General features: G+C 58.3%; 25 protein-coding genes and 1 pseudogene. 25 read left to right on the plus strand and 1 reads right to left on the minus strand.

Features of this window, described 5'->3' with window-relative positions; genetic code table 11:
- Nucleotides 1–153 precede the first annotated feature (153 nt).
- Nucleotides 154–1125, minus strand: a pseudogene (glk, locus tag OKC27_RS12380) (glucokinase); the annotation flags it as partial.
- 347 nt (nt 1126–1472) lie between these two features.
- On the opposite strand from glk, the gene OKC27_RS12385 reads away from it, so the two are divergent.
- From OKC27_RS12385 to OKC27_RS12505, 25 genes are all read left to right on the plus strand, one after another.
- Nucleotides 1473–2327 carry a MurR/RpiR family transcriptional regulator gene (locus OKC27_RS12385; RefSeq protein WP_270806338.1) on the plus strand — a complete coding sequence of 285 codons (855 nt, stop codon included), beginning with the start codon at nt 1473–1475 and terminating at the stop codon, nt 2325–2327.
- Between the two features lie 163 nt (nt 2328–2490).
- On the plus strand, nt 2491–3930 hold the full coding sequence (gene pyk / locus OKC27_RS12390) for a pyruvate kinase (protein WP_042658698.1): 1440 nt from the start codon (nt 2491–2493) through the stop codon (nt 3928–3930).
- Nucleotides 3931–4178: 248 nt separating this feature from the next.
- Nucleotides 4179–4955, plus strand: a complete 777-nt coding sequence (befA, locus tag OKC27_RS12395; protein ID WP_058052834.1) for a beta cell expansion factor BefA — start codon at nt 4179–4181, stop codon at nt 4953–4955.
- A 148-nt stretch (nt 4956–5103) separates the two neighbouring features.
- Entirely contained in the window at nt 5104–5493 is a 390-nt protein-coding gene (locus OKC27_RS12400; protein ID WP_270806339.1) for a hypothetical protein, read from the plus strand.
- A gap of 125 nt (nt 5494–5618) precedes the next feature.
- Complete coding sequence (gene fliE / locus OKC27_RS12405; RefSeq protein ID WP_033135920.1) at nt 5619–5936, plus strand: flagellar hook-basal body complex protein FliE; 318 nt, start codon at nt 5619–5621, stop codon at nt 5934–5936.
- 46 nt (nt 5937–5982) lie between these two features.
- Nucleotides 5983–7692, plus strand: coding sequence for a flagellar basal-body MS-ring/collar protein FliF (fliF, locus tag OKC27_RS12410; protein WP_213392393.1), 1710 nt, complete (start codon nt 5983–5985; stop codon nt 7690–7692).
- Nucleotides 7685–8746, plus strand: a complete 1062-nt coding sequence (gene fliG, locus OKC27_RS12415; protein WP_005334749.1) for a flagellar motor switch protein FliG — start codon at nt 7685–7687, stop codon at nt 8744–8746. Before fliF ends, fliG begins: the two co-directional genes overlap by 8 nt.
- A gap of 59 nt (nt 8747–8805) precedes the next feature.
- Nucleotides 8806–9630 (plus strand): flagellar assembly protein FliH, encoded by an 825-nt coding sequence (fliH, locus tag OKC27_RS12420; RefSeq protein ID WP_058052836.1) that lies wholly within the window; start codon nt 8806–8808, stop codon nt 9628–9630.
- Nucleotides 9631–9682: 52 nt separating this feature from the next.
- Complete coding sequence (fliI, locus tag OKC27_RS12425) at nt 9683–11014, plus strand: flagellar protein export ATPase FliI (RefSeq protein ID WP_042060547.1); 1332 nt, start codon at nt 9683–9685, stop codon at nt 11012–11014.
- 27 nt (nt 11015–11041) lie between these two features.
- Nucleotides 11042–11482, plus strand: coding sequence for a flagellar export protein FliJ (gene fliJ, locus OKC27_RS12430; RefSeq protein WP_042060546.1), 441 nt, complete (start codon nt 11042–11044; stop codon nt 11480–11482).
- A gap of 67 nt (nt 11483–11549) precedes the next feature.
- Nucleotides 11550–13463: a flagellar hook-length control protein FliK gene (locus OKC27_RS12435; protein WP_270806340.1), complete on the plus strand. Its 1914-nt coding sequence runs from the start codon at nt 11550–11552 to the stop codon at nt 13461–13463.
- A gap of 57 nt (nt 13464–13520) precedes the next feature.
- On the plus strand, nt 13521–14036 hold the full coding sequence (gene fliL / locus OKC27_RS12440) for a flagellar basal body-associated protein FliL (protein WP_234663191.1): 516 nt from the start codon (nt 13521–13523) through the stop codon (nt 14034–14036).
- Nucleotides 14037–14044: 8 nt separating this feature from the next.
- Nucleotides 14045–15115, plus strand: a complete 1071-nt coding sequence (fliM, locus tag OKC27_RS12445) for a flagellar motor switch protein FliM (protein ID WP_111807799.1) — start codon at nt 14045–14047, stop codon at nt 15113–15115.
- 49 nt (nt 15116–15164) lie between these two features.
- Nucleotides 15165–15557 (plus strand): flagellar motor switch protein FliN, encoded by a 393-nt coding sequence (fliN, locus tag OKC27_RS12450; RefSeq protein WP_270806341.1) that lies wholly within the window; start codon nt 15165–15167, stop codon nt 15555–15557.
- Nucleotides 15554–15934, plus strand: a complete 381-nt coding sequence (gene fliO / locus OKC27_RS12455; protein WP_234603648.1) for a flagellar biosynthetic protein FliO — start codon at nt 15554–15556, stop codon at nt 15932–15934. The genes fliN and fliO overlap by 4 nt, the downstream gene beginning before the upstream one ends.
- On the plus strand, nt 15921–16694 hold the full coding sequence (fliP, locus tag OKC27_RS12460) for a flagellar type III secretion system pore protein FliP (protein ID WP_270806342.1): 774 nt from the start codon (nt 15921–15923) through the stop codon (nt 16692–16694). The genes fliO and fliP overlap by 14 nt, the downstream gene beginning before the upstream one ends.
- A gap of 25 nt (nt 16695–16719) precedes the next feature.
- A complete protein-coding gene (fliQ, locus tag OKC27_RS12465; RefSeq protein ID WP_042011652.1) occupies nt 16720–16989 on the plus strand; it encodes a flagellar biosynthesis protein FliQ in 270 nt (89 codons plus the stop codon).
- A complete protein-coding gene (gene fliR / locus OKC27_RS12470) occupies nt 16986–17783 on the plus strand; it encodes a flagellar biosynthetic protein FliR (protein ID WP_019444720.1) in 798 nt (265 codons plus the stop codon). The genes fliQ and fliR overlap by 4 nt, the downstream gene beginning before the upstream one ends.
- Entirely contained in the window at nt 17776–18906 is a 1131-nt protein-coding gene (gene flhB, locus OKC27_RS12475; protein ID WP_270806343.1) for a flagellar biosynthesis protein FlhB, read from the plus strand. Before fliR ends, flhB begins: the two co-directional genes overlap by 8 nt.
- A gap of 107 nt (nt 18907–19013) precedes the next feature.
- Nucleotides 19014–21116 carry a flagellar biosynthesis protein FlhA gene (gene flhA / locus OKC27_RS12480; protein ID WP_139708769.1) on the plus strand — a complete coding sequence of 701 codons (2103 nt, stop codon included), beginning with the start codon at nt 19014–19016 and terminating at the stop codon, nt 21114–21116.
- 16 nt (nt 21117–21132) lie between these two features.
- Nucleotides 21133–22557 (plus strand): flagellar biosynthesis protein FlhF, encoded by a 1425-nt coding sequence (gene flhF / locus OKC27_RS12485; RefSeq protein WP_111807805.1) that lies wholly within the window; start codon nt 21133–21135, stop codon nt 22555–22557.
- A 1-nt stretch (nt 22558) separates the two neighbouring features.
- Entirely contained in the window at nt 22559–23434 is an 876-nt protein-coding gene (locus OKC27_RS12490) for a MinD/ParA family protein (RefSeq protein WP_042011658.1), read from the plus strand.
- Nucleotides 23427–24146, plus strand: coding sequence for an RNA polymerase sigma factor FliA (locus OKC27_RS12495; protein WP_139408473.1), 720 nt, complete (start codon nt 23427–23429; stop codon nt 24144–24146). Before OKC27_RS12490 ends, OKC27_RS12495 begins: the two co-directional genes overlap by 8 nt.
- A gap of 123 nt (nt 24147–24269) precedes the next feature.
- Nucleotides 24270–24641: a chemotaxis response regulator CheY gene (gene cheY / locus OKC27_RS12500; protein WP_005298814.1), complete on the plus strand. Its 372-nt coding sequence runs from the start codon at nt 24270–24272 to the stop codon at nt 24639–24641.
- Nucleotides 24642–24653: 12 nt separating this feature from the next.
- On the plus strand, nt 24654–25394 hold the full coding sequence (locus OKC27_RS12505; protein WP_234603663.1) for a protein phosphatase CheZ: 741 nt from the start codon (nt 24654–24656) through the stop codon (nt 25392–25394).
- Nucleotides 25395–25396 lie beyond the last annotated feature (2 nt).

Genomic DNA, 25396 nt, shown 5'->3' on the forward strand with positions numbered 1-25396 from the left:
CAGGCTTGTCAGGTGACAAACGTATCCAGCGGATGAGAGTCGCTTTCCACTCCTTGTGAAGCACAACCCTCTTGGTTACGTGCAGCTACTTTATGCCATTCACACTGAATCGAGGCTGAACCATGGATGATCCCGCCTCATGCCCCCCTTCAATCAGATGCTGATCCCCATCGACTGGCGCAAGTAAGCGCCCGCGCCGAGCAGCCCCGGCCCTTCGTGGGTGATCAGATATACCGGGATCTCCTTGAGGTAGGACTTGAAGCGCCCCTTGTCTTCAAAGGCGACCCGGAAACCGGAGCCGGTAAAGAACTCCTGAAAGCGTGGCACTATGCCGCCAGCGATATAGATGCCGCCGTAGGTACCCATATTGAGCGCCAGATTGCCGGCAAAGCGGCCCATCAGCACGCAGAACAGGCTCAAGGTGCGACGGCAATCGAGACACTCCCCGGCCAGTGCGCGCTCGGTGATGTCTTTGGGGGCGAATGGCTCGGGCTCACGACCATCGGATTTCACCAGCCCGCGATAGAGATTGACCAGACCCGGGCCGGAGAGAAAACGCTCGGCCGAGACATGACCCAGTTCGCCTCGCATCACCTGCAGCACCGCATCTTCCTCTTCGGTGTTGGCGGCAAAATCCACATGACCCCCTTCACCCGGCAGACTCAGCCACTGCTCGCCCGCCTTGACCAGATGCGCTACCCCAAGGCCGGTGCCCGCACCATAGATGGCGATGGGTTTGCCAGCCACCGGCGCCGCGCCACCCAGCTGGATGCGATCCGATTCAGCCAGTACCGGCACCGCCATCGAGACGGCGGTGAAGTCGTTGATCACCTGCAGGCGAGCCAGCCCGAGATTGCTCTGCATCTCGCTGATGGAGAACTCCCAGCTGTGGTTGGTCATGGCGACCCAGTCACCGTTGATGGGGCAGGCGATGGCGATGCAGGCTTCACCTACCGCTACTTTGTGTTCGTCCAGATAGAGGCGTACCACTGTTTCAAGGCTGGGATGGGCCAGACCTGAGTAGGTCTTTGCCTGAGAGATAGTACCGGTGGCCAGCTCACACAGGGCCAGACGCGCATTGGTGCCGCCGACATCGCCGACCAGCGCATGGGTATGCTGCATAACAACTCCTTCGTTACAGGATGGGGACGACCGTAGTGTCCCGAGATTATTGTTGGATTATGACGGCCCATTCTATCCGAGCCGGGCCCCGCTCACTCGCCGGATCGATACAAACGTGCGCCTGCTCACAGTGTTGTTGCTTTGCAACATTTGTAAGCGCTTTCACGGCAAGGTGACGTTTTGTAACGAAAAGTACGAAATAATTAGAGATGAGTCATACTTTGTATGGCAGGCGTTAGTTGCCATAACCGCTTGTCTTGTATAGTCCTTAGCTTGATTGGAAACCTGCTTAGCCGTAGATTGAGTGCAAAGACACTGAAGCTAAATTACAAAAACGCCTGGTGGTGATGATGAATACCCTTGATAAAATTACGAACAACTTGGAAAGTTTCAGTAAATCAGAACGCAAGGTTGCCGAGGTGATCCTGGCGTCTCCCCAGACCGCTATCCACTCCAGCATCGCCGCCCTGGCCAAGATGGCCGACGTCAGTGAACCGACCGTCAACCGCTTTTGCCGCCGTCTCGATACCAAAGGCTTTCCCGATTTCAAACTTCATCTGGCCCAGAGCCTGACCAATGGCACCCCTTACGTAAATCGCCACGTGGAAGCGGAAGACGGGCCGGATACCTACACCGCCAAGATCTTCGAATCCACCATGGCCTGTCTGGATGCCGCCAAAAACAGTCTGGATATCTCCGCCATCAACCGTTGTGTCGATATCCTGACCCAGTCCAAGAAGATCAGCTTCTTTGGCCTGGGTGCTTCCTCCGCCGTTGCGCGCGATGCCCAGAACAAATTCTTCCGCTTCAATATTCCGGTGGTGAGCTTTGAGGACATCGTCATGATGCGCATGAGCTGCATCAACAGCAGCGAAGGGGATGTGGTGGTGCTGATCTCCCACACTGGCCGCACCAAGGCGCTGGTCGAAATCGCCGCGCTGGCCCGCGAGAACGATGCCACCGTGATCGGCATGACGGCCAAGGATTCCCCGCTGGCGCGTGAGTGCAATCTGGTGCTCTCCATGGATGTGCCGGAAGATACCGATGTCTATATGCCGATGGCATCCCGCATTGCCCAGCTGGCGCTGGTGGATGTACTGGCGACCGGTTTTACCCTGCGCCGGGGGATGAAATTTCGCGAAAATCTGAAAAAAGTGAAAGAGGGATTGCGCGAATCCCGCTTCGAAACCCCGCACTCTTCCTGAACCGTCGGGGGCTCCGGCCCCCGACTGTCTATGCCACCCGCCTTGGTGTAGTATTGTAATTTAATAACAAAAACCACCCAGATGGTTTGCAAACGGGTGCATCGAGCCATGGGCTTGATGGGGCAGAATCTCAAGTCATATCAACTTCATATTGGAGTCTTTCATGCCTAGACGTACAAAGATTGTAACCACACTCGGTCCGGCTACCGACCGCGAAGGGATCCTCGAAGGGATCATCCGCGCCGGGGCTGACATGGTGCGGATGAACTTCTCTCACGGCACTGCTGAAGACCATATCCTGCGCGCCAATCAGGTGCGTGACATTGCTGCCAAGCTCGGTCGTCACGTCGCCATCATGGGTGATCTGCAAGGCCCGAAAATCCGTGTTTCCACTTTCAAGGATGGCAAAGTCTATCTGGCCATCGGTGACAAGTTCATTCTCGACGCGGCACTCGGCAAGGGTGAAGGCTGTCAGGAGCAGGTCGGCATCGACTACAAGAGCCTGCCAAACGATGTGGTACCGGGCGACATCCTGCTGCTGGACGATGGCCGTGTGCAACTGAAAGTCGAGCAGGTTGAAGGCACCCGCATTCACACCACGGTGACCGTGGCCGGGCCGCTCTCCAACAACAAGGGTATCAACAAGAAAGGGGGCGGTCTCTCCGCACCGGCCCTGACCGAGAAAGACAAGGAAGACATCAAGACCGCGGCCCTGATGAACGTCGACTACCTGGCGGTCTCCTTCCCGCGCTGTGGCGATGATCTGCGCTACGCCCGTGAACTGGCTCGTGAAGCAGGCTCCAACGCCAAGATCGTGGCCAAGGTCGAGCGTGCCGAAACCGTCGCGACCGATGAGGCGATGGAAGACATCATCCTCGGTTCCGATGCCGTCATGGTCGCCCGTGGCGATCTCGGTGTCGAAATCGGTGACCCCGAGCTGGTTGGCGTGCAGAAGAAGCTGATCCGTCACTCCCGTCGTCTGAACCGCGTGGTGATTACCGCGACCCAGATGATGGAGTCGATGATCAACGCGCCGCTGCCGACCCGTGCCGAAGTGATGGACGTGGCCAACGCCGTGCTGGATGGTACCGATGCGGTGATGCTCTCTGCCGAAACCGCCGCTGGTCAGTTCCCCATCGAGACCGTGACCTCCATGGCGAGCGTCTGTGTCGGTGCCGAGAAGCACCCGAGCCTGAACGTCTCCAACCATCGCATGAACTACACCTTCACCTCGGTGGAAGAGGCGGTGGCCATGTCCACCATGTATGCCGCCAACCACCTGGAAGGGGTCAAGGCGATCGTGGCGCTGACTGAATCCGGCACCACCCCGCTGCTGATGTCCCGTATCAGCTCCGGTCTGCCGATCTTCGCCATGTCTCCCCACAACAAGACCCTGGCCTGGACCAACCTCTACCGTGGCGTTACCCCGGTGATGTTTGACGGTGACGAGACCAAGCCGGTCTACGAAGTGTGTCGCGACGCGCTGGACGTGCTCAAGGCCAAAGGCCTGCTGCAGAGCGGCGACATGGTGCTGCTGACTCACGGTGACAAGATGGAAACCGTGGGCAGTACCAACACCTGCAAGGTGATGATGGTCGAATAAGCACCCCGGCCTGTGCTGTCATCAAAGCTGTTCGCTATTGGCGAGCAGCTTTTTTTTTGGTTGCCACAAGGGTTTGTGTGCCAAGTGTGAGGTGAGGATGGACTCAATGATTGCCTCAATGGCGCGTCGTCCCGATAATGCGGGATGACCTTCGCACGACATGCACGACAAACCTGTTTATGTTGGCCATCACCCGAGCTCCGGGTGAGAGGGCGGGTAAACGGGTAACACGGAATGGGAGCAAGAAGATGAACAATCGCAACTGGTTGCTGGCCTTGTCACTGAGTCTGGCCTTCTCACCCTGTTATGCCGACTGGGCCAAGCTCAAGGCCGCCGCCTCCGATCTCGGGACGGCGGTGAGCGAGACCGGCAAGGAGGTGTGGCAGGATGTCAGCGATTTTTCCAAGAAGAGCTGGGCCTCCATCTCCGCCTGGGGTGAGGATGCTTTCAACACCGCCGGGGTCTGGACCGACAAGAGCATCGCGACCGGCAAGGAGTGGTTGAAAGTCGCCGACAAGAAGCTCGACGAGATGTTGAATCCCAAGACGGCGCAAGAGGCACGGCTGGCCCTCAACACCATGGCAGATACCGCACTGGTGCGGCTGTTCAACGAGCAACCCTCTGCCAAGTTGCTGTTTGACAAGGCTTATGGCTATGCGGTGTTCGATTCGCGCAAGTTCTCCCTGATGCTGCATACCAATCAGGGCGCCGGGGTGGCGGTCAATCGCAAAAACGGCAAGCACACCTATATGAAGATGTTTGGCGCGGGTCTGGCGGCCGGGATCGGCGGCAAGTTCTATCAGCAGGTGATCCTGTTCGAAGACAAGGCCCGCTTCGATGCCTTCGTGGCGCAGGGTTGGGAGGCCACCTCCGAAGTTGGGGTGGTGGCCGGCAAGGAGAGTGCCGAGCTGACAGCCAAATACAACGGCGGCATGGCGATCTACCAGATTGGCGAGAAAGGTCTGTTGTTTGATGCCAATATATCCGGCTCCAAATACTGGATCGACAAGGATCTGACCCAGTAATTGATCGTGCTTTGAGCGATCGCACGTTTTTCTTTGTTCACAGTGAGTTGCTGTCTGTTTAAACGCAACAACTTGCAGTAAAAGAGGGCCACTGGCCCTCTTTTACGTGGGCGCCAGCAATATTTATCAACAGAACAAGGAGAGTGGCATGGTACAAGCAACGGAACCGGGTGGGATGGCGATGATCCCGAGTCGAGAGTGGGACACGCAGAGTATCTATCTGCGTCTGCAGGATGGCATCCCCATGGTCTTCTGGGTCAAGGGGGAACAGGTCTTTCCCCTCGAACCCGGCCCGGCAGGATCGGAATATCGGGGGCATTTTGGCTGGGGGCAGGCCGATGAGGCGACGATGGCCCTGGCGCAGGCGATTATCGCCAGGCTGGTGGTGGAGGGATTGATCTCGTCCGAGCGGGCAGTGAGTCGTGCGGTGTACCTTCACGACGAAGTGCTGGTCAAGCTACCCGCCGGAGAACATTACGATCTGCATCTTAGCTATCTGAGGCTGTTATTTGGTGAGGATGGCGTACCGCGCCCGTGAGTGATGCGGGCTCCTCATCCGTGGTCTGTGAATACCCTATTCCCCTGGCTTGAAAGTATTTTTCCTGATTGGCACTTTTATTGCTTTAAGCCAGTCAGCGTCAATGAATTGTCTGGGGATGGAAAATGGAAATAAGTGCAAGCAGCCTGATGCAAGAGATGCAGGCGCTCAAGATTGAAGCAGGCGCAACGCCGCTGGCACAGCCCGGTCGTCCGGTGACATCCGACTTTGGTCAGCTGCTGCAACAGGCGCTGGGCAACGTCAACGAGCTGCAAGGCGCCGCCAATGATCTGCGCACCCGTTTCGATATGGGCGACAAGTCGGTGGATCTGGCCGAGGTCATGATCGCTGGCCAAAAATCTTCCATCGCCTTTGAAGCCACGGTACAGGTGCGCAACAAGATGGTCGATGCCTACAAGACCATCATGAACATGCCGGTATAAGTGATTACTGAACATCATGAACATGTCAGCAATAAGGACATAAATCGTGGCTACTGACCAAAACGGCGATCTGCTGATAAACGATGAGGGCACCGCCGCCCTCGATGAAAATGAGCAGAAGAGTTCGGCGCTGGGATTCCTGTCCAATACCGATGTACTGCGACAAATCACCCTGATCCTGGGGCTTGCCATCTGTCTGGCTATCGCGGTGTTTATCCTGCTGTGGGGCAAGGAGCCGGACATGCGTCCCCTCGGCACCTACACCACCCAGGAGCTGGTCAAGACCCTCGACTTCCTCGATCAGCAGAAGATCCCCTACGAGGTGGATGGCAAGAGCGTACTGGTCAACGCCGAAAATTACGCCACTATCCAGCTTGCTCTGACCCGTGCCGGTCTCGCCAATGCCGCCGATACCAGCATTGGTGGTGAAGATATTCTGCTGAAAGATTCCAGTTTCGGGGTCAGCCAGCGGATGGAGGGTGAGCGCCTCAAGCTGAGCCGCGAGCGCCAGCTGGCGAGCGCCATCGAGCAGTTCCAGAATGTGGCCAAAGCTCAGGTGCTGCTGGCCATTCCCAAAGACAACGTCTTCGCCCGCAACGAACGCAAACCCAGTGCCACCGTGGTGCTCAACCTGAAAGGGGCGGCCCTGGGGCAGGGAGAGGTGGACTCCATCGTCGACATGGTGGCCTCTGCCGTTCATGGCCTCGAACCGACCCGCGTGACCGTCACCGACCAGAACGGTCGCCTGCTCAACTCTGGCTCGCAAGACCCGGTCTCTGCCCAGACTCGCAAAGAGTTTGCCATGCAGCAGAAACAGGAGCTGGAGTACAAACAAAAAATTGACGCCATCCTGATCCCGGTGCTGGGGGCCGACAACTATACGGCGGAAGTGGATCTCTCCCTCGACTTCTCCCAGCAGGAGCAGACTCGCAAAACTTACAACCCCGACCTGCCTGCGGTGCGCTCCGAAATGACCATGGAAGAGAACAGCGCCAATGGCAGCAGCGGTGGCGTGCCCGGCGCCCTCTCCAACCAGCCGCCTGCTGCGTCCAACATTCCCGAGCAGGCCACCGGTGGCGATGGCGCAGGGGCAGCTTCTTCCGGCCGTTCCCGCAAAGAGGCGACCCGCAACTTTGAACTGGATACCACCGTCAGCCATACCCGTCGCCAGATGGGCGGTATTCGCCGCATGACCGTCTCGGTCGCGGTAGACTATAAATCAGTGCCCGGTGCCGATGGGGCCGTGACCCGCGAAGCGCGCAGTCAGGCCGAGATCGATACCTTGCGCCGTCTGCTGAGCGGTGGCCTTGGCTTTGATGTGACCCGTGGTGATACCCTAGAGGTGGTCGCCATTCCGTTCAATCGTCCCGAGCTGGAAACGGTTGCCGACTTGCCGATTTATGATCAGCCCTGGTTCTGGCGTGCGGTGCGCATCGCCGCCTCGGTACTGGTGATCATCGTCTTGATCGTCACCGTGATTCGCCCCATGCTCAAGCGACTGCTCTATCCGGATGCCAAACCGGAAGGGGAGCTGGATTTTGACAACCACACCGTACTGGGTGGCGACGACGAGTTGAGCCTGCTGTCAGCCCAGGTCGAGAACGATCAGGTATTCGGTGTACGCGACGGTCAGCTCAAGCTGCCTGATCTGCACCGTGATGAAGACTTGCTCAAGGCGGTCCGTGCGCTGGTAGCGAACGAGCCGGATCTGGCCGCTCAGGTCATTAAAGAATGGGTAACGAACAAAGATGCCTGAAGAAAAGAAGAGCCAGGTTACCGGCAATGACATCACCGACAGTCAGCGCCAGATCCTCGACCAGATGTCGGGGATGGAGATGGCTGCGGTGCTGATGCTGAGCCTCAATGAAGAGGATGCCGCCCAGATCTTCCGTCATCTCGAGCCCAAGCAGGTGCAGCGGCTCGGTATGTCGATGGCCTCCATGTCCGACTTCAGTCACGATCGGGTGGCGGCGGTGCACCGTCAATTCATCGACGATATCCAGAAGTACACCAACATCGGTATCGGCAGCGAAGACTTCGTGCGCAAGGCCTTGGTGGCGGCCCTTGGCGAGGACAAGGCGAGCAATCTGGTGGACCAGATCATTCTCGGTTCCGGTGCCCGCGGCCTCGATTCGCTCAAGTGGATGGATGCCCGTCAGGTGGCCAGCATCATCCAGAACGAACACCCGCAGATCCAGACCATAGTGCTCTCCTATCTGGAACCGGAGCAATCCGCCGAGATCCTGAGCCAGTTCCCGGAGCAGGTGCGCCTCGATCTGGTGATGCGTATCGCCAACCTCGAAGAGGTACAACCGGCGGCACTGCAAGAGTTGAACGACATCATGGAGAAACAGTTCGCCGGTGCGGCCGGCGCTCAGGCAGCCAAGATGGGCGGCCTGAAGGCGGCGGCCAACATCATGAACTACCTGGATACCAATATCGAAGGCCAGCTGATGGACTCCATCCGCGAGTCGGACGAAGAGATGAGCCAGCAGATCCAGGATTTGATGTTCGTGTTCGAAAACCTCATCGATGTGGACGACCGCGGCATCCAGACCATGCTGCGGGAAGTACCGGGGGATCTGCTGCAGCGCGCCCTCAAGGGCTCCGACGATCAGATGCGCGAGAAGATCTTCAAGAACATGTCCAAACGGGCGGCCGAGATGCTGGCGGACGATCTGGAGGCCATGGGGCCTATCCGGGTCTCCGAAGTGGAAGCGGCCCAGAAAGAGATCCTCTCCATCGCCCGCCGTCTGGCGGATGCTGGCGAGATCATGCTGGGTGCCGGTGGTGGTGAGGAGTTCCTCTAAGCCATGGCCCATAAACAGAATCGCGATGCCAAACCCGCATCAGAGGAGCCGCGCAAAGCATGAACAACAAACTGCGTGGTTATGTGCGCCCCGACGGCGATGATGCCCGGGTAGAGACCTGGGGCTGGCCCGAGATGGCCGTCGAGGTGGAGCCGGGTGCGCCCACCAATGCCCTCGGCCTGGCCCCTGACTGGTATCAGCAGGAAGAGGAGGTGGTGGAGCCGGAGCCCGAACAGGAGCCGACCCCCAGCATCACCGCTGAAGAGCTCGAAGCGATCCGTCAGGCCGCCTGGGAAGAGGGAATGGCCGAGGGACGCGAGTCCGGTTATGCCAAGGGGATGGAAGAGGGCAAGCTGGAAGGATTGCAACAGGGCCACTCTGCCGGTCTCGAACAGGGGCGCGAGGAGGGGCTGGCCATGGGCCGCGAGCTGGTGGAGCAGGAGATCGCCCACTGGCAGGGGCTCGCCGCCCGCCTTGCCAATCCGCTTAACGAGCTGGATCAGGCGGTGGAGCAGCAGCTGGTCTCGCTGGTGATGCAACTGGCCCGCGCGCTCATTCGTCACGAAGCAGAGACCTCGCCCCGCATTCTGCTGGAGGCGCTTAAAGAGGGGCTGGCGTTGTTGCCCGCCGCCGAGCAGGGGGTGACCCTGATGCTGCATCCCGACGATATCGCACGCATCGAGCAGGCATTTGGCGCCGAAGAGTGCGCCAAGCGCCACTGGCGATTGCAGAGCGATCCCACCCTCTCCCCCGGCGATCTGCAACTGGCGACCGAGCTCTCCAGCATCGATCTGACCCTCTCCGGGCGCATCGATCAGCTGCTGCGCAACTTCTTGCGGGACAATGCGTCGCAGAACCCGGCTTCGCCGGACTCACGCCCATAACCGATGCCGGACGTTGCCGTCCGGCTGCACTTTTTAGCTTCCAGGAGGCCAGATGAGCGGCTCGCTACTGAACCGGTTGCAGGGGTACAAGGTACGCGACAGCGCCCCCAAACCGCCGGTTGCCGGCAAATTGACCCGGGTGGTGGGGCTGACCCTCGAAGCCATCGGCTGCCGCGCCGCCATCGGTGCGCTGTGCCGCATCGATACCCAGGACGGCATGCTGGAAGCAGAAGTCGTGGGCTTCTCCGGCGATCGCCTGTTTCTGATGCCGAGCGAACAGCTCAAGGGGGTGATCCCCGGTGCCCGGGTGGTGCCCATCACCGAAGAGCACGGCATTCCGGTTGGCATGAACCTGCTTGGTCGGGTCATCGACGGCATCGGCCAGCCACTCGATGGCCTCGGCCCCATTCTCTCCTCCCAGACCGTGCAGTTTGCCCAGCACCGCATCAATCCGCTCTCTCGCCGCCCGATCCATCAGCCGATGGACGTGGGGGTACGCGCCATCAATGCCGTGCTGACGGTCGGTCAGGGCCAGCGGATGGGGCTGTTCGCCGGTTCCGGTGTCGGTAAATCGGTGCTGCTTGGCATGATGACCCGTGGCTCGGTAGCAGATGTGGTGGTGGTCGGCCTCATCGGTGAACGGGGCCGGGAAGTGAAAGAGTTTATCGAAGACATTCTGGGAGAGGAGGGGCGTGCCCGCTCCGTGGTGGTGGCGGCTCCCGCCGATGCCTCGCCGCTGATGCGGCTCAAGGGGTGTGAAACGGCGCTGGCCATCGCCGAGTATTTCCGCGATCAGGGGCTCAACGTGTTGCTCTTGATGGATTCACTGACCCGTTACGCCCAGGCCCAGCGTGAAATCGCGCTGGCGGTGGGCGAGCCGCCAGCGACCAAGGGCTATCCACCGTCGGTATTTGCCAAATTACCGGCGCTGGTGGAGCGGGCGGGTAACGGCAGTGATGGTCAGGGCTCCATCACCGCTTTCTTCACCGTGCTGACCGAGGGGGATGACCTGCAAGACCCCATTGCCGATGCGGCGCGGGCGATCCTCGATGGCCATATCGTGCTGTCGCGCGAGCTGGCCGATGCGGGCCACTATCCAGCCATCGATATCGAGAAGTCCATCAGCCGGGTCATGCCCATGGTCACTTCGCCGGAACATATGGATCTGGCGCGCACTCTCAAGCAGTTCTACTCCCTCTATCAGCAGAACCGTGATCTCATCACCATCGGTGCCTACAGTCAGGGCTCCGATCCGCGCATCGACCGCGCCATCATTCAAAAACCCTATCTGGATCAGTTCTTGCAGCAGGGTATGCGTGAGGTCATTCACTACGATGATGGCCTGCAAGCCTTGCAGATGGTGGCGATGCCATTGATGCGCTGATGATGGTCGGTAACAGAGAGGTCGACGATGAGTAGAGGGTTGGTATTGTTGGCCGAGCGGTTGGTGGAGGCGGAGCAACAGTGTGCGCTGGCGCTGGTGAAGGCGCAGCAGGATCTCAAGCTGTTCATGGATCAGCAAAATGCCCTCAACCAGTACCGCCAGATCTATCACCAGCAGTGGACCGATCGTGGCCTGCAGGGGATTTCGCCCCAGCAAAACAGCCAGTATCACGCCTTTATCAACAAGCTCGAACAGGCGGCGACCCAGCAGTACGAAGGGGTGTTGCAGGTGCGTCAGGCCCTTGAGCTGCGCCGTGAAGAGTGGCTGGCGGCCCAGCAGCGGCGCAAGGCGGTAGAGCTGCTGCTGGAGAAGCAGGCGAGCCGCGAGCAGCAGAAAGCCCAGCGTCAGGAGCAGAAGATGCTGGATGAGTACGCCATGTTGCGGCGCTTTCATCAATCTGGCCTGTAACTTGCTTTGATCTGGACATTGTCGGCGGCCATCTCTTTGGGGGCCACCAGAATTCAGGGATCCCATCATGATGCAGACACTGTTGACACAAACGCCTTCGGCTCCGGCCAACGGGTTGGACAAAGCGCCTCTGAGCGGTTCCGTCGAGAGCAAAAGCATCGATGGGGGAACCAGCAGTGACAGCAAGGGGGATTTCGCTACCCTGATTGTCAAGGCTCAGAACTGCGAACAGGGCGCCGCCGAGGCCAGTCAGGGCGATAACAATGTCCGATCAGCCAAATCTTTGGCGACCGAGAGCGCCTCTCCCAAAGAGGAGGCCAGCAAGGAGCAGGATCCTGACGCCGACAGCAAGGTGGAGGAGGTTCCCGCCACCGACTTTCTGCTGCGCCTGCAAGACTCCCTCAAGCTCGATACCTCGCTAGTGACACCCCAGCTGGCTGTGGCGGCCCAACAGAGCACCACTGCGGTAGACGGCAATCCGTTGCCGCAAGAGGGTGAGCAGGAGGGTATTGCGCTTGATGAAAGCGAGCCAGCCCCTGCCGCTGCCAGGATTGCCCAACAACTTGCCGGTCAGACCAGGGCGCAATCGCCGCTGGCCACGACCGCCCAATCGACTCCTGAATCCACCGTATCGCCCTCTGCGGCGCGAGTAGTGGCGCAGGGCGACGCCTCTTCTGCCGTTCTCTCCTCTGAAGGTGAAGATGCCGCCACTACTGCGGATGGGCAGTCCGGGGAAAAAGCCTCTGCCAAGGGAGACACCCCCGCGGATGGCAAGCACACCAAGCCCCTCACGGGGGCCGAGCGGATGGCCCAGCTGGCCAAGGTGCTGCCGGTCGATGAGTCGGGCAGTACCACCAAACCCGCTGAGTCACTCGCAACAAAAGAAACGGACGACAGTAAATCCGACTCCGCAGCCAGCAGCGCCGTGACCGGCAAGGGACAGACGGCGCAAGCCGCGACTCAGGGGGCTGCGCTCAAGGCATTCAGCGAGGGGCTCAAGCAACCTGATGCGGGCACCGTAACCACTGCCACCACCGCAGAGAACACTGGTATGGCTGGCAAGGGGGCAGAAAAGAGTGACGCCGAGGGAAGCCAGCCGCCAGCCACAGCCGCCAATCAAGGTTCGGCGTCCGTGACGACGGCGCAAAGTGCCGCAGCCCAGAGCAGCGTGACGCCAAATGCTACAACTCAGACTGATAGCGCTGCCGCCCCGGTGATGGTGGCGCCGCAGCAGATGTTGGCGCAGGCCGAATCTCAGGGGCCGCAAGCGCCGCTGTCGAGCATCGCAGCCGGTATCAAGCAGATGGAAGTGACGGGCACCGACGAGGTGCGCAAAGCGGTACAGATGGAGGTGAAACCGAAGGCCGGTGAGGCGGAGAAGAGTCTTGTCGCTACGACATCGAGCAGCGAGAGCAGCCAGAGCCAGACCGTACAGCATGGCCAGAACAGTCAGCCCCAACCCCAGGTGGCCGACAGCCGGGCGCCCGCCACCGAGGGCATGCTGCGCCGTGAACCGCAGAATTTACCCCATTTGAAGCTGGCCAGTCAGGAAGCGCCTGCCGAATTGCACCAGAAGGTCAACGTGATGCTGGCCGAAAAACTGCAACAGGCGGAAATTCAGCTCGACCCCCTCGGCCTTGGCAAGATGAAGATCCAGATCCAGATTGGGGCCGACAGCCAGGCCAACGTCCATTTCGTGGTACAACATGGACAGACCCGCGAGATGCTGGAGCAGGCGATGCCCCGGCTGCGTGACATGCTGGCAGGGCAGGGGATCCAGCTTGGCCAGACGCAGGTTCAACAGCAGTCGCAGCAACAGCAACAACAGGGTCAGCCTACCTTTAGCGGGCAGGGGCAGCAGGGTCAGAGTGGCGGTCAGTCACATGCCGGTAACGGGCTGGTTGAGGGTGAACCCACCACTGCCAACCTCAGTTTGCTGGTGGAATCGACAAACGGTTCCGGAATTGATTTCTATGCTTGATGCAATCCCGAGTAAGTTTATGATATCGAACAAGTTTGAGACTAGGGTGGACAAGGGATGGCTGACGATAACGAGTTGACGCTAAAAGACCCGGCTGCGGGCAAGAAAAAGAAGCTGATCATTATCATTGCCCTGGCGGTTATTTTGCTGGGCGGTGGCGGTGCTGGTGCCTTCCTGATGCTCTCCGGTTCGGAGAAACCGCCCGCTGAAACGGCGGAGGGTGCAGAGGGCAAGCCCAAGGTGGAAGCGCCTCAACCCTCCCTGTATGTGGGGATGCCGCGACCCTTTGTCTTTAACGTCGCGGGTGCCCAGCGGGATAGACTGGTGCAGATCAAGATCCAGCTGATGGTGCGCGGTGCTGCCGACGAAACGCTGGCCAAACAGAATATCCCCCTGATTGAAGGTACCTTGCTGCGGGTATTCAGTGCAGCCAGTGCCGAACAGCTGATGACCTTCGAAGGTAAAGAGAAGCTGCGCAAGGATTCACTGGAAGAGTGCCGTCGGGTGCTCAAGGACTTGGTCTCTTCCCCCGTTATCGAACAAGTGCTGTTTACCGGCTTTGTGATGCAGTAGGTGGAAGCGTGAGCGATCTGTTAAGTCAGGACGAAATTGATGCCCTCTTGCACGGTGTCGATGATGTCGAAGAGGAAGAGATAGGCTCGGCGGGGGATCCCGGCGTTGCCCAGTTTGACTTCTCCTCCCAGGACCGCATCGTCCGTGGTCGCATGCCGACGCTGGAGCTGGTGAACGAACGTTTCGCTCGCCATATGCGGATCAGCCTGTTCAACATGATGCGTCGCACCGCCGAGGTCTCCATCAACGGCGTGCAGATGCTCAAGTTTGGCGAGTATGTCCATACCCTGTTTGTACCGACCAGTCTCAACATGGTGCGCTTCCGTCCGCTCAAGGGGACGGCGCTCATCACCATGGAGGCCCGGCTGGTCTTCATCCTGGTGGAGAACTTCTTCGGTGGCGATGGCCGTTATCACGCCAAGATTGAAGGGCGCGAGTTCACCCCGACCGAGCGGCGGATCATCCAGATGCTGCTCAAACTGGTGTTCGAGGATTACAAGGATGCCTGGGCGCCGGTGATGGACGTGGGCTTCGAGTATCTCGACTCGGAAGTGAACCCGGCGATGGCCAACATCGTCAGCCCGACCGAGGTGATCGTGGTCAGCTCGTTCCACATCGAGCTCGATGGCGGTGGCGGCGACTTCCACGTCGCAATGCCCTACTCCATGCTGGAACCGATCCGCGAACTGCTGGATGCCGGTGTGCAGAGTGACAAGGGTGATACCGACGTGCGCTGGAGCAAGGCGCTGCGTGACGAGATCATGGACGTCAAGGTTGGTCTGCGCGCCAAGCTGCTGGAGACCGAACTTACCCTGCGTGAACTGATGGAGCTGCGACCCGGCGATATCATCCCGGTCGAGATGCCGGAAAATCTGCTGGTCTATGTGGAAGATTTGCCCACTTTCCATGCCAAGATGGGCCGCACCAAGGACAATGTGGCGCTCAAGATCACCGACAAGCTCAAGCGCCCGGAAGGGGTCAAGACAGAGATGCATCTGGTGACCCGCGGCGGGGTACGAATTGATGGCGAGGCCGAGCTGGAAGAGCTCGAGCGCAGTATCGAAGATCAACAGCGATAATCGACGGTTTATTGCGGTAAACGGTCACGAAGTAGCATAAGGAAACAAGATGAGCGGAACTGAGGAAGAGGATTTGATGGCTGATGCCTGGGCTGCGGCGCTGGAAGAGCAGGTGATTGCTGAAGCCAAGCCAGCCCTGCTTGAGGAGCTGACCGACGATGCCCCCATCAGTGCCGAGGAGCGGCGCAAGCTCGACACTATTCTCGATATCCCGGTCACCATTGCCATGGAAGTGGGCCGCAGCCAGATCAGCATTCGCAACCTGCTGCAACTGAACCAGGGTTCGGTGGTGGAGCTGGATCGCGTTGCAGGCGAGCCGCTGGACGTATTGGTCAACGGCACCCTGATCGCTCACGGCGAGGTGGTGGTGGTGAACGACAAGTTCGGTATTCGCCTGACCGACGTCATCAGCCAGATTGAACGGATCAAGAAGCTCAAATGACGCGCCTCCTGTTGTTATTGCTGCCTGTTCCGGCCTTTGCCGAGACAGTGGCATCCGCCAATGCGCCCAGTCTGAGCTCCTGGTTGCTCTCCAGTCTGATGGTGATCGGTCTCATTCTGGTGCTGGGCTTTCTGCTCAAGAAGAGCAAGCTGGCGACCGCTATGGGTGGCGGCCAGATGCGGGTCATCGCCTCGTTGCCGGTGGGTTACAAAGAGAAGCTGCTGGTGGTCAAGGTAGGGGAACAGCAGTTGCTGGTTGGCGTAACGCCGCAGCAGGTCAACTTCCTCTATCGACTGGAACAGCCGCTGGATGAAAATCAGCCGCAGGCGTTTTCCCAGCAGCTTGGAAAATTGATGGGCAAGCATGAAAAAAGCTAACGGCTTATTGCTGAAAACAGGGCTGCTGGTCGGCCTGCTGCTCCCCCTGTTCTGCTCTTGGCCCGCGCTGGCACAGGACGCCATGTCGGCGGTGACCGTCAAAACCATGGGGGATGGCTCTCAGGAGTACAGCCTGACCCTGCAAGTGCTGGCGCTGATGACAGCGCTCTCCTTCTTGCCGGCCATGGTGATCATGATGACCTCGTTTACCCGCATCATAGTGGTGCTGGGTATCTTGCGTCAGGCGATCGGTCTGCAACAGAGCCCCTCCAACCAGGTGTTGATCGGCATCGCCCTGTTTATGTCGTTCTTCATCATGTCGCCGGTGCTGGATCGCATCAATGATGAGGCGCTGCAGCCCTATCTGGCCGAAACCATTCAGGCAAAAGAGGCGCTGGAGCGGGCCGAGTTGCCCATCCACCAGTTCATGTTGGCTCAGACCCGGATCAAGGATCTCAATACCTTTATGGAGATCGCCAACGTACAGGTGGATAAACCGGCTGATGTGCCGTTGCGGGTGCTGATCCCTGCCTTTGTCACCAGCGAGCTGAAAACCGCCTTCCAGATTGGTTTTATGCTGTTCTTGCCGTTCCTGGTCATCGATCTGGTGGTCGCCAGTATTCTGATGGCGATGGGGATGATGATGCTCTCGCCGATGATCGTCTCGCTGCCCTTCAAGCTGATGCTGTTTGTGATGGTGGATGGCTGGAACCTCATTCTGGGGTCGCTGGCCAACAGTTTCGGACTGGGTGCCGGTTAGCCGGTCGAGCGCAAGGAGCCCGAACATGAGTCCTGAAACCTTTGTCGACGTCTTTCGCGAGGCGCTCTGGCTGGTGACCATCATGGTGTGCGCCGTGATCCTGCCCAGCCTGATGATTGGCTTGGTTGTTGCCATCTTTCAGGCCGCGACCTCCATCAACGAACAGACCCTGAGCTTTCTGCCCCGTCTCATCGTGACGCTGTTTGCGCTGGGGGCGGGCGCTCACTGGGGCTTGCAGAGTCTGATGGACTTCTTCGTACTGATGGTCAACCAAATCCCCGAGGTGGTGGGATGACCTACACAACCGCTCTGATCATGGAGTGGTTGTCTTCGATCCTCTGGCCACTGGCGCGGGTGAGCAGTCTGCTGATGGTGATGGCGGTGTTTGGCAGCCGCCTCGCCCCTGCGCGGGTACGGATGGGGCTGGCTTTGGCCATCACCTTTCTGATCGCCCCGTTGCTTCCGAAAATGCCCCCTATCGAGCTCTTCTCTGCCGGCAGTTTTCTGGTATTGGGCCAGCAGCTACTGATCGGTATTGCCCTTGGTCTGATGACCCAGTTTCTGATGGAGAGCTTCGTGATGGCCGGTCAGGTCATCGCCATGCAAACCAGCCTCGGCTTTGCCACCTTGGTGGATCCGATGAATGGCCAGTCGGCCCCCGTGGTGGGTCAATTCTATCTGATGCTGGCGACCCTGGTGTTTCTGGCGCTGGACGGCCATCTGGTGATGCTGCGGCTGGTGATCCTCAGCTTTGAAACCTTGCCGGTGTCGGACGCTGGACTCACTTTACCGGCCATCCGTACCCTGATCGGTTTTCTCGGAGTGATGTATCAGGCCTCACTGGTGATGGCCCTTTCTGCCATCGTCGCCCTGCTGCTGATCAACTTCGCTTTTGGCGTCATGACCCGGGCGGCGCCGCAGCTCAACATTTTCAGTATCGGTTTTGCGGTCAGCATGATGTCGGGTCTGCTGATCCTCTGGCTCACTATCGGCGGGTTCCTCGGCCACTTCGACATCATGTGGGAGCGGGTGCAGGAGGTCAGCTGCGAGCTGATCAACACCCAGTGCTTCGGGGGCGCTCATGGCTGATACCGACCAGGAACGTACCGAACAACCCACGGGCAAACGACTGCAACAGGCCCGTGAAAAAGGGCAGATAGCACGTTCAAAAGAGTTGGGAACCGCCAGCGTTCTGCTCTCGGCGGTATTTGGCCTGTTGATGCTCAAGGGATCGCTGGCGACCGCCATGATCAAGGTTGTCACCATGGGCTTTACCCTGGATCGGGAGCAGGCTTTCGATCCCAATGCCATGATCGCCATGGTGCCGGCGCTGCTGGGGGAACTGGTGCTTCCGCTGGGGTTGTTGTTTGCGCTGGTGGCGATTGCCGCCTTTATCGGCAACACCCTGATGGGGGGGATGAACTTCTCCACCGAAGCCATGATGCCCAAGATGAGCAAGTTGAGTCCGCTCAGTGGCCTCAAGCGGATGTTCGGGGTGCAGTCGCTGATCGAGCTGGTCAAGTCCATCGCCAAGGTGGTGTTCATCACTCTGTTTGCCTGGTGGATGTTATCCAGCCAGTTCAATCACCTGCTCAACCTCTCCATGGAGGGATTTCCCGGCGGCATTATCGATGCGCTGGAGCTGTTTCTCTGGATGTTGATCATCCTCTGCTGCGCCCTGCTTCCCATCGTGGCCATCGATGTGCCGTTCCAGCAGTGGAACCACATGCGTCAGCTCAAGATGACCAAGCAGGAGGTGAAGGACGAGTTCAGGGACAGCGAAGGCAAGCCCGAGGTAAAAGGCAAGATCCGCCAGTTGCAGATGCAGATGGCGATGCGCCGGATGATGGGCGATGTGCCCAAGGCCGATGTGGTGATCACCAACCCTACCCACTACTCGGTGGCGCTCAAGTATGATGCGGGCAAACCCGGTGCCGCGCCCAAGGTCGTGGCCAAGGGCACCGATGAAATTGCAATGAAGATCAGGGAGATAGCCAGAGAGTACGAGATCCCGATCATGCCGTCACCGGCCTTGACCCGGGCTATCTTCCATTCAACCGAGCTGGGCCACGAGATCCCGGAAGGGCTGTTTGCGGCAGTTGCCCAGGTGCTTGCTTATGTCTTCCAGCTCAAGAAATTCCGCCGTGGTCAGGGGCGTCGTCCCCAGCCGCTGGCCAAGGATCTCCCCATCCCGACCGAATATCGCAAATGACAAAGTTCTGACGTAGTCAAAATAAATCCATTGTATTTCAATGTCTTGTATTGTTGGCTTGATGTTTGCTTTAATCTGGCACCAGCAGGTTGAAATTGAGAAGCGCGATGGAATTCAAGGCAGTATTGGGCCAGTTCAAAGAGTACCGTGGAGTATTGGGCAAAGGCCTTGGTACCCCTCTGCTGGTATTGGCTGCGCTCGGCATGGTGGTGTTGCCCATCCCGCCGTTGATGCTGGATGTGCTCTTCTCCTTCAACATTGCCCTCTCCATCGTGATACTGCTGGTGGCCGTCTATACCCGGCGCCCCCTCGAATTTGCTGCCTTCCCGACCGTACTGTTGCTCGCTACCTTGCTGCGATTGGCGTTGAACGTCGCTTCGACCCGGGTGGTGTTGCTGGAAGGCCATAATGGTACTGCCGCTGCGGGCCATGTGATCGAGGCGTTCGGCAACGTGGTGATCGGCGGCAACTATGCGGTCGGCATCATCGTTTTTACCATCCTGATGATCATCAACTTTGTGGTGATCACCAAGGGTGCCGGGCGGATCGCGGAAGTGAGTGCCCGTTTTACCCTTGATGCGATGCCGGGCAAACAGATGGCTATCGATGCCGATTTGAACGCCGGCCTCATCAATCAGGAAGAGGCGAAGAAGCGTCGCCAGGATGTGACCCAGGAAGCCGACTTTTACGGCTCCATGGACGGTGCCTCAAAGTTTGTCAAAGGGGATGCTATCGCGGGCATCATGATCCTCTTTATCAACATCATTGGTGGCTTCATCATCGGGATGATGCAGCACCAGCTGACCTTCAGCGAGTCTGCCGAAATCTATACCCTGCTGGCCATCGGTGACGGTCTGGTGGCGCAGATCCCCTCCCTGCTGCTCTCCATCGCCGCCGCCATCATAGTGACCCGTCAGAATACCGATCAGGACATGGGGACTGCGGTACTGGGTCAGCTGTTTGATAATCCCAAGGCGCTGATCATCTCTGCCGGCATTCTGCTGATGATGGGGCTGGTGCCGGGGATGCCGCATTTTGCCTTCCTGAGTTTGGGGGCTCTCTCGGCCGCCGGAGCCTGGTGGCTGCTGCGCCGCGAGAAACTGGCGGCCGCCAAAGCGGCCAAGGGCGAGCTGTTGCCTGCCACTGCCGAACAGCCTCATGAGCAGAAAGAGCTGAGTTGGGACGATGTGATGCCGGTGGACATCATCGGGCTTGAAGTAGGCTATCAGCTGATCCCGCTGGTAGATCGCAATCAGGGTGGTGAGCTGCTCAACCGGATCAAAGGGGTACGCAAGAAACTCTCGCAAGAGCTGGGCTTCCTGGTCCCGGCCGTGCACATTCGCGACAATCTGGATCTGGCGCCAAACCAATATCGCATCACCTTGATGGGGGTCAGTACCGGCGAGGCCAATGTCTACCATGATAAAGAGATGGCTATCAATCCGGGGCAGGTATTTGGCCAGATCCAGGGGATAGCCACCCGCGATCCCGCCTTCGGGCTGGAAGCGGTCTGGGTTGCCAAGGAGATGGTCTCTCAGGCACAGACACTGGGTTATACGGTGGTGGATACCGCGACCGTGGTGGCTACCCATCTGAGCCAGATCCTGACCAACCATGCTGCACTGTTGCTGGGTCATGACGAGGTACAACAGCTGCTGGACATGATTGGCAAACATCAGAGCAAGCTGGTCGAAGGGCTGGTGCCGGAAGTGATCAGCATGGGTAACCTGGTGAAGGTATTGCAGAATTTGCTCAATGAAGGCGTGCCAATCCGCGATATGCGCACTATCCTGCAGACCCTGGTTGAATACGCGCCGCGCAGTCCGGATCCGGAAGTGCTCACCGCCGCTTGCCGGATTGCCCTGCGTCGCCTGATTGTGCAGGAGATTGCAGGCCCGGATCCGGAGTTGCCGGTGATTACCTTGGCGCCGGAATTGGAACGTATATTGCATCAATCCCTGCAGGCAGGTGGCGGTGATGGTGCCGGTATTGAACCGGGCTTGGCGGAGCGGATGCAGCGCTCACTGGTGGAGGCCACACAGCGGCAAGAGTTGGAAGGTCAACCTGCCGTGCTGCTGACATCGGGGATCTTGCGCAATACCCTGGCCAAGTTTGTGAAGAATGCCATTCCTGGATTGCGCGTTCTGTCTTATCAGGAAGTGCCCGACGATAAGCAGATTCGCATCGTCAGTGCGGTGGGGCAGAACTAGTTAGCGGAGACGACGGGTGAAGATTAAGCGGTTTTTTGCCAAGGACATGCGAACGGCTCTGGCCGAGGTCAAGGAGACTCTCGGGCCTGACGCCGTCATCATGTCCAACAAAAAAGTCACCGGAGGGGTAGAGATAGTCGCCGCAGTCGATTATCAATCCCAGGTTCCGGGGCCCAAAGATGCGCCGGTTCGCCGTCAGCTGAACGATGAGAGCGTCAATATTTCGTCTGCCGCACGGCAGATGATCCGCCCCGAGCCGACGCCGGCGAAGGAGCAGAACGAACATTATGCCGATACCCTGGCCGCCTTGCTGGCACGCCAGCAGAAGCTCAAGCCGGGCAATGCGGCGCCAATGGGCAACACCCAATCGGCCGGTCTGGCTGCTGCCAATGCAGCGCCCAGAACCTTGGCCGAGCAGGGGCAGTGGGGCGCAGCCCCGGAACCTGCCAAGCCCAAGGCCCGGGTTGCCTCCGGTCAGCGTGCTCCTCAACCTGCCCAGCGGGATCAGGAGATGGAGGGGATGCGCAAGGAGATGGCCAGCATCCGCAAATTGCTGGAGCACCAGATCTCCGGTCTGATGTGGCAAGAGGTGGAGCGCCGCGAACCGATGCGGGCCCTGCTGATCAAAGAGCTCAAGAAGTTGGGCTTTGACGATGCGTTTGCCGATCAACTGGCGGGACTGATCCCCGAAGATATGTCCATCCATCAGGCGATGGCCCAGTTGGCCGAGGTGCTGACGGCCCAGCTCAAGATCAGCGAAGACGAGATTTTGCGTCAGGGCGGCGCGGTTGCGCTGCTTGGTCCGACCGGGGTGGGCAAAACCACCACCATCGCCAAGCTCGCGGCCCGTTTCGCCATGAAGTATGGCGCCGAGCAGGTGGCGCTGATCACCACCGACAACTACCGGATCGGTGCTCATGAACAGCTGCAGACCTATGGCCGCATCATGGGTTGCCCGGTACGCCAGGTGCGTGATGCTGAAGAGCTGGCCAATGCGCTTTATCAGTTCCGCCACCGTCGGCTGGTACTTATCGATACGGCCGGGGTGGGTCAGCGGGATATCCGCCTGACCGAGCAGCTCGATACCCTAGTCAAAAATGCCAAGGTGCGGATCCGCAGCTATCTGGTGATGTCGGCAACCTCCCAGCGTCGGGTGATGCAGGAGGCGGTGGACCATTTCCGGCGTATTCCATTAAGCGGCTGCATACTTACCAAATTGGATGAAAGTCTGAATCTGGGCGAAGTGATTAACGTGTGTATCCAGAATGCTTTGCCCATCAGCTATATCACTGACGGGCAAAGGGTTCCGGAAGATATTCAGGTTGCCAATGCGGCGCAGCTCGTCGGAGCGGCCATGGGCTCGCTGGAGCGAGAAACAGATGAGCCCTATTTCTGGGGCGCAGGCTTTGGCGAGGCCGAAGATTCGGAGTTTTATGAGTAACATGTATATGGATCAGGCGAGTGGTCTGCGCAAAATGCGTCAAAACAATCGAGTAAAAGTAATCGCCGTGTCCGGTGGCAAAGGTGGCGTGGGCAAAACCAACGTGACCCTGAACGTGGCCGGAGCCATGGCAGCCCAAGGCAAGCGGGTGATGGTACTGGATGCCGACCTGGGTCTGGCGAACGTCGACGTCATGCTGGGGCTGCGGGTTCATCGCAACCTCTCTCACGTGCTGGCTGGTGAATGCACCATCGACGACATCATCGTCGAGGGTCCCTACGGCATGATGATTGTGCCTGCGACCTCGGGCACCCAGTCGATGGTCGAGCTTTCGCCGGTGCAGCATGCCGAGCTTATCCGCGCCTTCAGCGAGATGAAGACCCAGGTCGACATTCTGATGGTGGATACGGCGGCGGGTATCTCCGACATGGTGTTGAGCTTCACCCGTGCCGCTCAGGACATCATGGTGGTGGTCTGTGACGAGCCAACCTCCATCACAGATGCTTACGCACTCATCAAGATCCTCTCCAAGGATCACGGCGTGTTCCGCTTCAAGGTGGTGGCCAATATGGTGCGCAGCCTGCGCGAGGGGCAGGAGCTCTTTGCCAAGCTGACCCGGGTCACGGATCGTTTCCTCGATACCTCGCTGGAACTGGTTGCCTGTGTACCTTATGACACCAATCTGCGTGCAGCCGTGCGCAAGCAAAAATTGATTGTCGAGGCGTTTCCCAAGTCGCCGGCCGCGCTGGCGTTCCGGGCCCTTGCCAACAAGGCTGCGAGCTGGCCGGTTCCCAACCAGCCAGGCGGCCATCTGGAGTTTTTCCTGGAAAATTTGTTGCAGAAACCGGCCACAACACAGGAAGGTTCCCGTGAATAAAGCCCAAGCGTACTTGCGTCATCAGGATTCCTACGTGCTGGTGGAGCGTCATGCTCCCCTGGTCAAGCGGATTGCCCAGCATTTGTTGGCTCGCCTGCCCAGCAGTGTCTTGCTGGATGACCTGATCCAGGCAGGTATGATTGGGCTGCTTGAAGCCTCCCGTAACTTTGACGGTAGCAAGGGTGCCAGCTTCGAGACGTATGCCGGGATCCGCATCCGTGGCGCCATGCTGGATGAGATCCGGCGTGGTGACTGGGTGCCCCGCTCAGTGCATCGCAACAGCCGGGCTATCGCAGAAGCGATCGAGAATGTTGAACAGGCTCATGGGCGTGACGCGCGGGATACCGAGGTTGCCGCCCAGATGGGGGTCTCCATCACCGACTACCACGTTATGTTGCAGGATGTCTCTTGCGGCAAAATTATCGGCATCGAGGATTTGGGTGTCAGTGAGGATGTCATCGGTAATCCCGATGATGCCCCGTCAGGCTCCGGATTCGATGAATTGGCTGCCGAGCGATTTCAAATTCAATTATCTGAGCAAATTGGTCGTTTACCAGAGAGAGAAGCTTTGGTTCTCTCTCTTTACTACGATGAAGAGCTGAATTTGCGCGAAATTGGCGAAGTTTTGAATGTGAGCGAGTCGCGTGTGAGTCAGATCCATAGTCAGGCGATGCACAGATTACGCGCTCGTTTGAGAGATTGGCATCTATAAGTGTTTGTACTGGCTACACTGAGATGAAACTCTAAGGCATAATTCGCACGACACAACCCGTTTTTAGCATCATGTAAGTGAGCCACTCTGGTGGCTATTTAGGAGGGAATTTTGGACAAGAACATGAAAATCCTCATTGTTGACGATTTTTCAACGATGCGCCGGATTATCAAGAACTTGCTGCGCGACTTGGGATTCAACAATACCCATGAGGCGGATGACGGCAATACAGCGCTGCCGATGCTGAAAAATGGTGATTTTCAGTTTGTGGTTACCGACTGGAACATGCCTGGCATGCAAGGTATCGACCTGCTTAAAGCTATTCGCGTCGATGACAAGCTCAAGCATCTGCCGGTACTGATGGTAACGGCTGAAGCCAAGCGTGAGCAGATCATCGAGGCCGCGCAAGCTGGCGTCAACGGTTACATCGTCAAGCCTTTCACCGCAGCAACACTTAAAGAAAAACTCGATAAAATTTTCGAACGAATTGGCTAAGGAGCTGCTGGGATGATGGCCAAAACGAGAGCAATGATTTCGCTCGACCAGGCAAGGATGCTTGTAGCTCATCTGGAGCAGGGCGAATTTGAACTGGCCGATGAACTGCTTGCCGAAGTATGTGCCCCCAACGCAGCCGATCTGTTTGATAAAGTAGGTCAGCTGACTCGGCAACTGCATAATTCACTGCAAGAATTTCGTCTTGACCCGCGCATTCCTGATTTGGCCACTCATGACATTCCCGATGCACGGGAGCGCTTGAGTTACGTTATCGATATGACCGACAAGGCGGCCAATCGCACTATGGATGCAGTGGAAGCCAGTTTGCCGATAGCGGATCGCCTGAATGACAATATCCAGCTGGTGATGCCGAACTGGAATGCCTTGATGTCCCGTGACATGAGCGTGGGACAGTTCAAAGCTTTGTGTCACCAACTTGATGATTTTATTAAGGCTTCAGAGTTAGACGCCGATAAATTACGACAGCTGCTGACAGAAATCCTGATGGCGCAAGATTTTCAGGATTTGACAGGGCAGATGATCCGCAAGGTCATCAAGCTTGTTCAGGAAGTTGAAACAAAATTAATAGAAATGCTGACCATGTTTGGTGAGGCATCTGCTGAGCATTCAACCCGTACTCTTCCTGTTAACGGGATTGAAGCAGAAGGCCCCATCATGAACCCAGAGGCTCGCGCCGATGTGGTTAATGGTCAGGATGATGTGGACGATCTGCTGTCTAGCCTGGGATTTTAATG

Source organism: Aeromonas sp. QDB62 (assembly GCF_027705695.1).
In the GTDB taxonomy this organism is placed as follows: domain Bacteria; phylum Pseudomonadota; class Gammaproteobacteria; order Enterobacterales; family Aeromonadaceae; genus Aeromonas; species Aeromonas allosaccharophila.